The organism is Streptomyces sp. FH025 (assembly GCF_017427025.1).
In the GTDB taxonomy this organism is placed as follows: domain Bacteria; phylum Actinomycetota; class Actinomycetes; order Streptomycetales; family Streptomycetaceae; genus Kitasatospora.
The window spans coordinates 14634-27211 of sequence record NZ_JAFLNG010000026.1 but is presented as its reverse complement, the minus strand read 5'-3'; the positions used below and the strand labels follow the sequence as shown (position 1 = coordinate 27211).

Annotated in this window: 12 protein-coding genes and 1 pseudogene; 7 read left to right on the top strand and 6 right to left on the bottom strand. The window is 73.6% G+C overall.

Features of this window, described 5'->3' with window-relative positions; all coding sequences use genetic code 11:
- The 4 genes and pseudogenes from J0670_RS38890 to J0670_RS03635 all read right to left on the bottom strand — a co-directional run.
- Positions 1-421: pseudogene (locus J0670_RS38890) on the bottom strand (hypothetical protein); the annotation flags it as partial.
- Positions 422-660: 239 nt separating this feature from the next.
- Entirely contained in the window at positions 661-1116 is a 456-nt protein-coding gene (locus J0670_RS03645; RefSeq protein ID WP_207809512.1) for a DUF6113 family protein, read from the bottom strand.
- On the bottom strand, positions 1113-2021 hold the full coding sequence (gene mshB, locus J0670_RS03640; protein WP_207809511.1) for an N-acetyl-1-D-myo-inositol-2-amino-2-deoxy-alpha-D-glucopyranoside deacetylase: 909 nt from the start codon (positions 2019-2021) through the stop codon (positions 1113-1115). The genes J0670_RS03645 and mshB overlap by 4 nt, the downstream gene beginning before the upstream one ends.
- A 30-nt stretch (positions 2022-2051) precedes the next feature.
- The gene (locus J0670_RS03635; RefSeq protein ID WP_207809509.1) at positions 2052-2246 is read right to left on the bottom strand and encodes a DUF2304 family protein; all 195 of its coding nucleotides are present in this window, start codon (positions 2244-2246) and stop codon (positions 2052-2054) included.
- A gap of 312 nt (positions 2247-2558) precedes the next feature.
- Between J0670_RS03635 and J0670_RS03630 the strand changes: the two genes are divergently transcribed.
- The 4 genes from J0670_RS03630 to J0670_RS03615 all read left to right on the top strand — a co-directional run bounded on the left by J0670_RS03630 (position 2559) and on the right by J0670_RS03615 (position 7870).
- Positions 2559-4760, top strand: coding sequence for a prolyl oligopeptidase family serine peptidase (locus J0670_RS03630; protein ID WP_207809507.1), 2202 nt, complete (start codon positions 2559-2561; stop codon positions 4758-4760).
- Positions 4761-4944: 184 nt separating this feature from the next.
- Positions 4945-5892 (top strand): ABC transporter ATP-binding protein, encoded by a 948-nt coding sequence (locus tag J0670_RS03625; RefSeq protein WP_207809505.1) that lies wholly within the window; start codon positions 4945-4947, stop codon positions 5890-5892.
- Positions 5889-6611: an ABC transporter permease gene (locus tag J0670_RS03620; protein WP_207809504.1), complete on the top strand. Its 723-nt coding sequence runs from the start codon at positions 5889-5891 to the stop codon at positions 6609-6611. Before J0670_RS03625 ends, J0670_RS03620 begins: the two co-directional genes overlap by 4 nt.
- 8 nt (positions 6612-6619) lie before the next feature.
- On the top strand, positions 6620-7870 hold the full coding sequence (locus J0670_RS03615) for a sensor histidine kinase (RefSeq protein ID WP_207809502.1): 1251 nt from the start codon (positions 6620-6622) through the stop codon (positions 7868-7870).
- Between the two features lie 18 nt (positions 7871-7888).
- Here the strand turns inward: J0670_RS03615 and J0670_RS40150 are convergent, their stop codons facing one another.
- Complete coding sequence (locus tag J0670_RS40150) at positions 7889-9307, bottom strand: cell wall metabolism sensor histidine kinase WalK (protein WP_207809500.1); 1419 nt, start codon at positions 9305-9307, stop codon at positions 7889-7891.
- A 2-nt stretch (positions 9308-9309) separates the two neighbouring features.
- On the bottom strand, positions 9310-9975 hold the full coding sequence (locus J0670_RS03605) for a response regulator transcription factor (protein ID WP_207809498.1): 666 nt from the start codon (positions 9973-9975) through the stop codon (positions 9310-9312).
- 168 nt (positions 9976-10143) lie between these two features.
- Here J0670_RS03605 and J0670_RS03600 point away from each other — a divergent pair, with 168 nt between their 5' ends.
- The 3 genes from J0670_RS03600 to J0670_RS03590 are packed head-to-tail and all read left to right on the top strand — an operon-like array spanning position 10144 to position 12571.
- Positions 10144-10689 carry a peptidoglycan bridge formation glycyltransferase FemA/FemB family protein gene (locus J0670_RS03600; protein ID WP_307806367.1) on the top strand — a complete coding sequence of 182 codons (546 nt, stop codon included), beginning with the start codon at positions 10144-10146 and terminating at the stop codon, positions 10687-10689.
- Positions 10686-12257: a murein biosynthesis integral membrane protein MurJ gene (gene murJ, locus J0670_RS03595; RefSeq protein WP_207809494.1), complete on the top strand. Its 1572-nt coding sequence runs from the start codon at positions 10686-10688 to the stop codon at positions 12255-12257. The genes J0670_RS03600 and murJ overlap by 4 nt, the downstream gene beginning before the upstream one ends.
- On the top strand, positions 12254-12571 hold the full coding sequence (locus J0670_RS03590; RefSeq protein ID WP_207809492.1) for a hypothetical protein: 318 nt from the start codon (positions 12254-12256) through the stop codon (positions 12569-12571). The genes murJ and J0670_RS03590 overlap by 4 nt, the downstream gene beginning before the upstream one ends.
- Positions 12572-12578: the final 7 nt, after the last annotated feature.

Here is a 12578-nt window from a genome sequence, read left to right as displayed (position 1 = left end):
GGATCGGCGGGATCTGCCACTCCGGCGGCAGGTTCGGCGGCGCGGCCGCGTGGCCGCCGGGGTCCATCACGCCGATGACCGGCGAGGCGGGCTCGGACCGGTGACGGGCGCCGCCCGGCTCCGTGGCGGGGGCCGGGGCCTGGTCGCCCGGGCCCTCCTCGTTCTTGACGGTGCTGCGGACGACGACCGGCGGGATCGGACGCGAGCCGGGGATGTTGATCCGCACCCGGGTGGTCAGGGTGGTCTCGGTCTTCGGCCCGTCGTCCTCGCCGCCCGACCCGGCGCCCTGGTCGGCGCCGGCCACGGCCCGGCCGCCGCCGGGGAGGCCCGGCGTGCCGTAGGGCGGCGTGCCCGACGGGTAGGCGTCCGGACCCGTGCGCCGGGGCGTCGGGTTGGCGTTGTCAGATTCGCGGCTGCTCAATGCTGCTCTGCTCCGGGTTCGCGGGCGGGCCGTGCGGCGCGACCGCGGTTCGTGGTCGCCGGGCCTGGGGCAAACGGCGGTCGGGTACGACGTACTGCGGGACCACCATACTGGGAAGAGCTGAGCGGTGAACGGCTTCGGACAGATCCTGATACGTCCGGTTCTTCCGGTATGGGAGTACGGCGGAGTGCTCCTGACTGCGCGTTGTACGCGCTACCGTACGCGGCCGTCCGCCGGGGTCAGCGAGGAGGGTTGGGCACTCCCGGGAACCAGCCGCCGCGGGTCGGCAGGGTGGCGCAGATCACGCCCAGGACCGAGCCGGCGAACAGCCAGGCCAGCGAGGTGGCGTTGGACCACAGCACGTTGTCGCCCTCCGGCCGGGGCACCATCATCAGCATCATCGCCAGGAACCAGCCGCCCGCGGGCATCGCGGCCCCGAGCCGGGTGCCGGTGATCCGCAGGCCGGCGTAGAAGGTCGCGGCGGTGGCGGCGAGCGCCACCAGGACTCCGACCGGCGGCCACAGGGCCTGCACGAAGGATCCGCAGACCGACACCGCGACGCCCAGCAGGAAGAACAGGACGTAGGCCGCGATCCGGGCGACGAGCGGGGGCTGGGCCTCGGCCAGCCGCTCCTCGCGGGTGCCGAGGACGGTCGCCGCGAGGGAGCGGCGCGGCGGGGTGGCGGGCGCGGTCATCGGACGCTCTCCTCGGCGGGAGTCGGGTCGTGGTCCAGGCCCGCGAACAGGTCGTCCTCGGGCCGCTCCGGCCCGGCCTGGCCGCGCACCAGCTGGTAGTACTCGGTGGCGAACAGCGGCTGGCCGAGGTCGTTGGAGAGCGCGAAGAAGGCGCCGTCCACGGTGATCTGGGTGGCGTGCGCGGCCATCGCGGCGGCCTTGCGCCCCGCGTACGCGGCGCCGTCCAGCGCGGTGGTGACCACCTCGTCGGCCACCACCCCGGGCACGTCGGCGGGCTGCGCCACGCCCGGGAAGGGCGCCTTGGCGGCCGTCTCGGCGAGCCCGGACTCGATCACCGAGCGGGGCATCCGGTTCCAGTACACCTTGGCGATCCGCCAGGCCGCACCCAGCTCCGGGCGGTGCGCCGGGTCGGCGGCCAGCTCGTACGCGCGCATCGCGACCCGGTGCGCCTGGATGTGGTCCGGGTGCCCGTAGCCGCCGTTCTCGTCGTACGTGACCAGGACCTGCGGCCGCACCTCGCGGATCACCGCGACCAGGTGGCCGGCCGCCTCGTCGACGTCGGCCCGCCAGAAGGCGCCGGGCGCGTCGTTGTCGGGCACGCCCATCATCCCGGAGTCGCGGTAGCGCCCCGGGCCGCCCAGGAAGCGGAAGTCGGTGACGCCGAGCGCGCCCATCGCCGCGGTCAGCTCGCCGATCCGGTACGCGCCGAGGCGGTCGTCCCGATCGGCCGTCAGGTGGGCCAGCTCGGGCGGGATCACCTCGCCGCCCTCGCCGAGGGTGCAGGTCACCAGCGTCACCCGGGCGCCCTCGGCGGCGTACCGAGCCATGGTGGCGCCGTTGCCGATCGACTCGTCGTCGGGATGGGCGTGCACCAGGAGGAGGCGGCGGCCGGTAGTCGCGGTCATGGGGGAAAGCCTACGACCGTGACCGTGGGGTCAGAGTTTCAGGCCGTCGATCATCCCGGCCAGGTTGCTGGTGACCTGGCTGATCGACGGGGCGATCGAGCTGGAGGCCAGGTAGAAGCCGAGCAGCGCGCACACGATGGCGTGCGCCAGCTTGAGGCCGGAGCGGCGGATCAGCACCACCACGATCACCAGCATCAGCACGGCGGCGGAGATGTTCATGGCCATGCGGCACATACCCCTTCTCGGGTGCGCCGCCCCTGGGGGTGGGCGGCGGAGGGACCGTACGGGAATCGGGGCCGGGTGACCGGGGGCCGGGACGGGCCCGACGATCACCAGCCCGACAAGTCATACCCGATGGGTAAGGGTGCCATTACATTCGGTGAGTCCGCGCGCTCCGGGGCATCGGGGCACCGACGGGGCGCATGGGCCGGTCGGAGGGGGTTTCGACCTCTTTGGGGCGTACTTGGGGACGATGCTCCGAACGAGTGATCACCAGTCACCCGGTCGTGGGACCAAGGCGTCGTAGGGTCTGGTGCCATGACCTCCCACACCCCTGCGGACACCTTCCCCCGGCAGTACGCGCGGACCCTGCGCTACACCGTCGGCGCGCCCCGCTCCTTCTCCGTCGCACCGGACGGCTCGCGGGTCGTCTTCCTCCGCTCAGGCTCCGGTTCCGACCGGGCCAACCTGCTCTGGACCCTCGACACCGCCACCGGCGAGGAGCGGATCGCCGCCGACCCGGCCGCCCTGCTCGGCGGCGGCGAGGAGGACCTCTCGCCGGCCGAGAGGGCCCGCCGCGAGCGCAGTCGCGAGGGCTCGGCCGGCATCGTCGGCTACTCCCTGGACACGGCCGGGAAACTGGCCGCCTTCGCCCTGTCCGGCCGGCTGTTCACCGCCGACCTGATCACCGGCGCCACCGCCGAACTGCCCGCCCGCGGCCCGCTGTTGGACCCGCGGATCTCCCCGGACGGCGCGCACGTCGCGTACGCCAACACCGCCGGCGAGCTGCGGCTGACCCGCACCGACGGTGGCGGCGACCACGCGCTCGCCGAGCCGGACGGCCCGAACGTCACCTGGGGCCAGGCCGAGTTCATCGCCCAGGAGGAGATGGACCGCGACCGCGGCTTCTGGTGGTCCCCGGACGGTGACCGGCTGCTGGTCGAGCGCGCCGACGACAGCCCGGTGCGCCGCTGGTGGATCGCCGACCCGGCCAACCCGGAGCGCGAGCCCGCCGAGGTCGCCTACCCGGCGGCCGGCACCGCCAACGCCGAGGTCGGGCTCTGGCTGCTCGACCTGCACGGCGGGCGCACCGAGGTGAGCTGGGACCGCGAGGCCTTCCCGTACCTGGCCCGGGTGCACTGGTCCAGCGGAGGCGTGCCGCTGCTGCTGGTCCAGTCCCGCGACCAGCGCGCCCAGCGGATCCTCGGCCTGGACACGGTCACCGGCGCCACCGAGATGCTGTTCGAGGAGCACGACGAGGCCTGGCTGGAGGCCTTCTCCGGCGTTCCGGCCTGGACCCCGAACGGCAAGCTGGTGCGGATCTCCGACATCAAGGAGGTGCGCGAAGCCCCTCAGAAGGGTGGTGGCGGGCGACGGGAGGGCGGATTCCGTGCGCTGGTGGTCGGCGACCAGGCCGTCACCGGGGCCGACCTGCACCTGCGGTCCGTCCTCGCGGTCACCGAGGACGAGGTGTTCTTCACCGCCTCCGGCGGCGCCGAGGAGACCGACCCCGAGCCCGGCTGGATCGCCGTCGGCCGGATCAGCCACGACGGCAAGCGGCTCGGCTGGGAGTCCGCCAACGGCCGGCCGTTCACCTCCGTCACCAGCGCGGTGCACGCCGGCGGCATCACCGTCCGGGCCACCGCCGAGCCCGACCTGCCCGGCACGCTGGTCCAGGTCGCCCGCGACCTGCCGGAGGGCGTGGTGGTCGACGACGTCGCCACCATCGCCTCGTACGCCGAGACCCCGGTCATCACCGCCCGCCCGGTGTTCCGCTTCGCCGGAGAGCGCCGCATTCCGGCCGCCGTCTTCCTGCCCACCGGCTACGACCGGGAGCGCGACGGCCTGCTGCCCGTCCTGATGGACCCGTACGGCGGCCCGCACGGCCAGCGCGTCGTCCAGGCGCACAACCCGCACCTCAACTCGCAGTGGTTCGCCGACCAGGGCTTCGCGGTGGTCGTCGCCGACGGGCGCGGCACCCCCGGGCGCGGGCCGGCCTGGGAGAAGTCGATCGCCTTCGACTTCGCCGGGGCGACCCTGGACGACCAGGTGGAGGCGCTGCAGGCACTCGCCGAGGAATTCCCGCTGGACCTCGGCCGGGTCGCCATCCGCGGCTGGTCGTACGGCGGCTACCTCTCCGCGCTCGCGGTGCTGCGCCGCCCGGACGTGTTCCACGCCGCGGTGGCCGGGGCGCCGGTGACCGACTGGGGGCTGTACGACACCCACTACACCGAGCGCTACCTGGGCCACCCCGGCGAGCGGCCCGAGGTGTACGAGGCCAACTCGCTGAACGGGTACGCGGCCGGACTGGAGCGCCCGCTGATGATCATCCACGGCCTCGCGGACGACAACGTGGTGGCCGCCCACACCCTGCGGCTCTCCTCGGCGCTGCTCGCGGCCGGCCGCCCGCACACCGTGCTGCCGCTGTCGGGCGTCACGCACATGACCCCGCAGGAGGAGGTCGCGGAGAACCTGCTGCTGCTCCAGGTCGACTTCGTGAAGCGCTCGCTGGGGGTCTGATCAGCTGAACCGGCGGCCGGCCCCCTCGTCAGCGATGGGCGTGACGCGGGTACCGGCCGCCGGCATGACATCCGTCATGCCGAAGCCACGACGGCCGACACTGCCGCCGTCGGCCGCCCGCGCGGGACTCTGTGGTGGTGCGAACAGCACCGTGCGCGACACCACCAGGAGAGAGGAGCGGGCGATGGTGACCGAGGTGGCCGCCTTCCGCGGCGTCGGCAAGAGCTACGGGCGGGTGCGCGCCGTGGACGGACTGGACCTCGTGCTGCGGCCGGGCGAGACCGTCGCCCTGCTCGGCCCGAACGGTGCCGGGAAGTCCACCAGCCTGGACCTGCTGCTCGGCCTGCGCGAGCCCGACCGGGGCAGCGTGACGCTGTTCGGCGGCACCCCGCGGTCGGCGATCGAGGCCGGCCGGGTCGGCGCGATGCTGCAGAGCGGCGGGCTGATGACCGACGTCAAGGTCCGCGAGCTGGTCCGGCTCGCCTGCGACGTGCACCCGCGCGGTCGGTCGGTCACGGGGGTGCTGACCGACGCCGGGATCACCGAGCTGGCGGACCGTCGGGTCGACAAGCTGTCCGGCGGCCAGGAGCAGCGGGTCCGCTTCGCCCTGGCGATCGCGGGCGACAGCGACCTGATCGTGCTGGACGAGCCCACCACCGGCATGGACGTCAGCGTCCGGCAGGCGTTCTGGGCGAGCATGCGGGCGCAGGCCGACGCCGGGCGCACGGTGCTGTTCGCCACCCACTACCTGGAGGAGGCCGACTCGATCGCCGACCGCGTCCTGGTGCTGCACCGGGGCCGGCTGATCGCCGACGGCAGCTCCGCGGAGATCAAGGCGCGGGCCGGTGCCCGCCGGATCGCCTTCGAACTCCACGACGGGGACGGCGAGTTCGAGGAGTCCGTGCTGCGCGCGCTGCCGGGCGTGCAGGCGATGGACGTCACCGCGAGGGTCCCCGGGGTGCGGACCGTGCGGATCCGCACCGCGGACGCCGACGCGAGCGTGGCCGCGCTCTACCGGGCGGGCCTGTACCCGCGCGGGCTGGAGGTCACCGGGGTGGGCCTGGAGCAGGCCTTCCTGACCATCACGGGCGACCTGGACAAGCAGGACCTGGTAGAGGAGAGCGCGCGATGACCACCCTGATCAAGCTGGAGATCCTGCGGACCCTGCGCAACCGGCGCTACCTGCTCTTCACCGTCGCCTACCCGGCGCTGTTGTACGTCTTCTTCATCCACGCCTACGACTCCACCAAGCTGGCCGGCGGCCTGCCGGTGAAGACGTACTTCATGGTCTCGATGGCCACCTTCGGCGCGGTCGGCGCGGTGCTCTCCGGCAGCGCGCAACGGATATCGCTGGAGCGCAAGAGCGGCTGGGTGCGCCAGCTGCGGCTGACCGCGCTGCCCGGCCGGGCGTACACCATCGGCAAGATCGCGGCGACCGCGGTGACCACGCTGCCGGCGATCCTGGTGGTCTTCGCGGTCGGCCTGACCCAGGGCGTCTCGCTGAGCGTGCCGCAGTGGATCGGGCTGGCGGCCGCGCTGTGGCTGGGCAGCTTCGTGTTCGCCGCGCTCGGGGTGGCGCTCGGGTACGCGGCGACGCCGGACGCGGTGCAGCCGATCGTGATGATCACCTACATGGCGATGGCGCTGCTCGGCGGCACCTGGTTCCCGGTGAGCGGCTCGCTGGAGAAGTTCGCCCGGTTCAACCCGGTGTACCTGTACAACCGGCTGGCCACCTTCACCCGGCCCGGGCAATCGCTGGACCTGGTCGCGGTCGCCGGACTGGCCGCCTTCTTCACGGTGTTCCTGGTCGCCGCCGCCGCGTTGTACCGCCGCGACACCCGCCAGGCATGATGATCGACATGAGTGACGCGCGCCGGATCCACCGCACCGACGAACAGCCGGAGGTGGGTGTGGCGCGCGCCGCGTTCATGAACCTCCCCGGCTCCCCGGTGGAGACCCGGCGGCAGCTGCTGGTCAAGGTCGCCTGGATGCTGCTGTGGATGACCTACCTGGCCTACCCGGCGGGTGACCTGATCCACGGCGGCCACAGCGTGGTCGGCCAGGTGCTCGGCTGGGCCTGCCTGGCGGTCTTCGTGGTCTCGTACGTCCTGCTGGTGATCTTCCGCTCGCAGGCGGGGATGAAGCCGCGGGCCTGCCAGGTGGTCGTCGGGACGATGATCGTCCTCGCCGTCGCCTCCTCCTTCGTGCTCGGCGGCGCCTTCCTGACCATGTTCATCTACGCCTCGGTGTGCCTCGCGGTCATCACCCCGCCGAACCTCGCGCTGCGCGCGCTGGTCGGCATGGCCGCGCTCACCGCCGCTACCGGCCTGCTGATCCACGCCGGGAACGACAACATCTCCACCTTCACCCTCAGCGCCTTCCTCTCCGGCGTCGCGATGACCGGCCTGCAGCGGCTGGTCGCCACCATGAAGGAGCTGCGCGAGGCCCGCGCCGCGGTCGCGCACCTGGCCGCCTCCGAGGAGCGGCTGCGGCTCGCCCGCGACCTGCACGACCTGCTCGGGCACTCGCTGTCGCTGATCACCCTGAAGAGCGAGCTGGCCGGGCGGTTCATGGATGCCGGCAAGGACGAGGCGGCCCGGGCGCAGGTCGCCGACATCGAGCAGGTCGCCCGGCAGTCGCTGATCGACGTCCGGGAGGCGGTGACCGGTTTCCGCCGCCCCACCCTGCCGGTCGAGCTCGCCGCCGCCCGTACCGCGCTGGCCGCCGCGCAGATCCGGCTGGAGGCCGCGCCGGAGCTGGTGGACACCTGGCCGTCGCTGGCCAACGAGGAGGCGGGCGCGCTGGCCTGGGCGCTGCGCGAGGCCGTCACCAACATCGTCCGGCACGGTGAGGGCGCGACCGTCTGCACGGTGCGGGCGGACGAGAGCTGGGAGCCGAGCGGCGAGCGGTACGCCGTCCTGGAGATCACCGACGACGGGCGCGGGCCGGGCAAGTCCCAGCCGGGGAACGGGCTCTCCGGCCTGGAGGAGCGGCTGGCGCTGGTCGGCGGGCGGCTGGAGACCGGGCCGGGGGTGCGGGGGAAGGGCTTCCGGCTGCGGGCCTCCGTGCCGCTGCGGACGGTGCCCGCGCCCGCTGCGAGCACTCCCTAGCCCCGCTGCGAACACTCCCTAGACGGAGGGCAGTTCCAGCACGAAGCGGGCCCCGCGCGGGGCGTGCGCGACGCGCAGGGTGCCGCCGTGGCGGGTGGCGATGTCCGCCGCGATGGCCAGGCCCAGGCCACTGCCGCCGGCGTCGCGGCTGCGTGCCTCGTCGAGCCGGGTGAACGGCTCGAAGATCCGCTCGCGGTCCTGCTCCGGCACGCCCGGGCCGTCGTCCCGGACCTCCAGGACGCAGCCGCGGCCGGTCTGCCGGGCGGACAGCACCACCTCGGCGCTCGCGTGCCGCCGGGCGTTGTCCAGCAGGTTGCGCACCAGCCGGTGCAGCCGGATCCGGCTGCCGCGCACCAGTACCGCCTCCGGCGCGTCCACCCGCAGGGCGGGCCGGGCGCCGACCACCGGGCGGTACTGGTCGGCGAGTTCGCGCAGCACGGCGGACAGGTCCACGACGGTCTGCCGGCCGGCCGTCTCCGGGTGCGCGCCCCGGGCCAGGAACAGCAGGTCCTCGGTGAGCTGCTGGAGCCGCTCCACCGAGGTGAGTGCCTCCCGGGTGGCGGCCGGCCAGTCGGTGCGCTCGGGGTGGGCGAGCGAGACCTCCAGGTTGGTGCGCAGCGCGGCGATCGGGCTGCGCAGCTCGTGCGAGGCGTCCGCGACGAAGCGCTGCTGCTGGACGGCCGAGCGTTCCAGCCGGTCCAGGGTGGCGTTGGTGGTCCGGGCCATCCGGGCGATCTCGTCCCCGGAGCGCGGCACCGGGACCCTGCGGTCCAGCCGGTGCTCGCCGATCTCGGCCAGCTCGGCCCGGATCGCCTCCACCGGGCGCAGCGCCCGGCGGGTCGCCGCCCAGGCCATCAGCGCGACCAGCAGCGCGGCGGTCGGTACGCCGACCATCAGGACCGGGTCGATGGTGTGCAGCGAGGCCTCGGCGGCGAACGGGGTGGCCAGCACGTACACGGTGAACGGGCCGACCAGCGGCTTCATCGGTTGGCCGGCCTGGTCGTTCTCCCGCAGCAGCGGGCTCCAGCTGCCCATCGCGGTGAAGGTGCGCCCCGAGTAGCGGTTGGCGGCGGCCGGTCCGGCCGGGCCGATGGTGATCCGCTGCACGGACTGCCAGTTGTCCGGTGCCAGGCGCGGGGCGGTGGCGGGCGGCTCCCCGGCCAGGTGCTGGGTGGTCAGCGGGCCGCCCATGGTCAGCACCTGGCCGTCGCTGTCCAGCACGACGTACGGCAGGCTGCCGCTGTCGACGAGCTGCTGGCCGTGCTTGTAGCCGCTGCTGAGCTCGCGGGCCTGCTCCCGGGCGTCCGCCTCGGCGGCGGCCAGCTGGGCGTCGTACATGTGGCCGCGCAGCCACCAGGCGCCGCCGGCGAGCAGCAGCAGCGCGGCCAGGCCGGCCGCCACCGAGGTGCGCAGGCGGGTGGAGAGGCGGCCGAGCACCGTCAGGCCTCCAGGCGGTAGCCGGCGCCGCGCACGGTGGTGATCGAGTGGACGCCGAACGGGGTGTCCACCTTGCGGCGCAGCATGCTGACGTACACCTCGACGATGGACTCCTCGCCGTCGAAGGCGATGTCCCACACCTCGTCGACGATCCGGCGCTTGGACAGCACCTCACCGGGATGCTCGGCCAGGCAGCGCAGCACGGCGAACTCGCGCTCGGTGAGGGTGATCTCGGCGCCACCGCGGCCGCAGCGGCGGGCCGCCGGGTCCAGCCAGAGGTCGCCGACGCGCAGCAGCGGGCCGGGGGTCTGGCTGCGGCGGATCAGGGCGCGCAGGCGGGCCAGGAAGACCAGGTAGGAGAACGGCTTGGTGAGGTAGTCGTCGGCGCCGGTGTCCAGGCCTTCGGCCTCGTCGTACTCGCCGTCCTTGGCGGTCAGCATCAGGATCGGGGTGGTGACGCCGTCGGCGCGCAGCGCCTCGCACACCTTGTAGCCGTTCAGGCCGGGCAGCATGATGTCGAGCACGATCGCCCGGTAGGCGTGCCGCTGGGCCAGTCGTAGGCCGGTCAGGCCGTCGGGGGCGAGGTCGACGGTGTAGCCCTCGGCCTCCAGTCCGCGCCGGACGGCCGCGGCGACCTGGGCGTCGTCCTCCACCACCAGTATCTCCATGCGGATCAGGATGCCACCGGCCCGGCGTCCGCTCCTTAAAGGGTCTTCAGCTTTCTCAGCCCCGCTTCAGGAGGTTTCGCGCATGCTCTCGGCGTTCTCGCCGGCCCGGTCGGGCCGGTGCCCGGATCGAGAGGGGCTGGCGGATGACCGTGGGAGGGGTTGAGTCCGGTGTGGAGGCGCAACGTGCGCCGGGCGCGGGCCGCCGGGGTTTCGGTGGAGGAGGGCGGCGTCGACGACCTGCCGGAGTTCTACCGGCTGGTGGAGGAGACGCAGGTGCGCGGGGGCTTCCGGCTCGGTCGTCAGTTCGAGTACTATCTGCGCCAGTTCACCGCCCTCAACGAGGAATGCGCCGGTCGGATGCGACTGTTCCTGGCCCGGTACGAGGGCGCCGTGCTGGCCGCGCACACGCTGAACACGGTCGGGCCGCGGGCCTGGTACCTCACCGGCGGCTCCGCCTCGCACGGGCGGGAGGCGCGGCCCGGCAACGCCCTGCAGTGGGCGCTGATCCGGACCGCGCACGGGCTCGGCGCGGCCGAGTACGACCTGCGCGGCGTCCAGCCGAGCCTGGATCAGGACGGGCCCGAATACGGGCTGTTGCGGTTCGAACTCGGCACCGGGGGGCTGGTCGTGGAGGGTGTGGGGGAGTGGGAGCTGCCGCTGGTCCGGCCGTTGGACGCGGCGTTCCGGCGCTATCTGGCGCGGAGGCAGAGATGAGCGTGCTCGATCGGCCCGCCGCGGCCTCCCGTCACCGCAAGCCGCGCCGTACCCTCCCGCCCAGCCTGGTGATGGCGGCCGGGACGATCGTGTCCCGGGTCACCGGCTTCGTCCGCTCCGCGCTGCTGGTGGCCGTGCTCGGCTCGGGGGTGCTCGCGGACGGGTACAACGTCGCCAACACCGTGCCCAACATCCTGTTCATGCTGCTCATCGGCGGCGCGATGAACACCGCGCTGGTGCCCCATCTGGTGCGCGCCGCCAAGGAGTCGGAGGACGGCGGGGCGGCGCACGTCGACCGGCTGGTGACGGTGCTGGTGGTCGCCCTGCTGGTGCTGGCCGCCGTGGTGGTGCCGAGCGCACCGTACGTCGTGCGGGCCTACACCTCCTACGGGGGTGCGCAGTTGGACCAGACGGTGCTGCTGGCGTACCTGTGCCTGCCGCAGGTGTTCTTCTACGGGCTGTTCACGGTGCTCGGCCAGATCCTCAACGCCCGGCGGCGGTTCGCGCCGATGGCCTGGTCGCCGGTGCTCAACAACGTCGTGGTCATCGGGGTGTTCGGGGCGTACGTCGGGCGGAGCTCGTTCTCCTCCGGCGACCTGGTGGTCCTCGGGGCCGGGACGACGCTCGGCGTCGTCGCCCAGAGCCTGGTGCTGCTGCCCTGCCTGTGGGCCGCCGGAGTACGGCTGCGGCCGCGCTGGGACTGGGGGCAGGCCGGGCTCGGCGAGCCGCTGCGGGCGGCGGGCTGGACGCTGCTGCTGGTGCTCAGCGACCAGGTCAGCTACTGGGTGGTGACCAGGCTGTCCACGCTGGTCGGCTCCGACGCCGCCGCGGCCGGACTGCCGGGGGTCGGGTACACCGCGTACAGCAGCGCGTACCTGCTGTGGATCGTGCCGCACGGCGTGGTCACCGTCTCCGTGGTGACGGCGGTCATCCCCGCGCTGAGCGCCGCCACCGACCCGGCCGAAGTGCGCACCCTGCTCTCCCGAACCGTGCGCACCGTCGGCGTGGTCACCGTGCCGGCCGCCTGCGCGTTCGCCGTCCTGGCGCCGCAGTTGTGCGCCCTCGCCTTCGGGCACGGCCGTACCGGCGACGAGGACGTGCAGGCGATCGCCGGCATGCTGATCGCCTTCGCGCCCGGTCTGGTCCTCTACTCCGCCTCCTACGCGCTCACCCGCACCTTCTACGCCCTCGGCGACAGCCGCACCCCCTTCCTGCTCAACCTCCTCCCGGTCGCCGCCACGGCGGGCGGCGCGGCGCTCTGCCACCACCTGCTGCCGCTGCGTTGGGCCGTCACCGGCATGGCGGGCTGCTACGGCGCCTCCTTCCTGCTCACCTGCGCGGCCGCCGCCCTGCTCCTGCGCGAGCGCCTCGGCCCCCTGCGGGTGGCGGGCGCCCACGTGAAGCTCCTGCTGGCCGCCCTGCCCGCCGCGGCCGCGGCCTGGTACACCACCCGCTTCGGCCTGGTACCCGCCGCCGCGGCCCTCGCCCTCGTGTACCTGCTCCTCGCCAGGCTCCTCCGCATCGAAGAACTGTCCGCCCTCACCACGCGATTGCGCCGCCGTTCATGAACGACCTGCCCAACGACATCGCCCACGTCCTCGACGCCCTCCTCTCCGAGGACCACCCGCTGCGCGCCCAACTCCCGTACCTGCGCATCGAATCCGGCTGCACCTGCGGTTGCACCGCCTACTTCACGGGCCCCGACACCGTCACCGGCGCGGAGATCGTGGCCGAGGCGACCATCGGCTGCGACGGCGAGGTCCTGCTCTTCGCCGAGGGCGGCCGACTCTCCTGGCTGGAGGTCTGTTCCTGGACCGACCCCAAACTCACCCTCTCCGACGCGGCCCGACACCTCCTCCAGGAACCCGGCGCCCCCGACTGATCGTCCT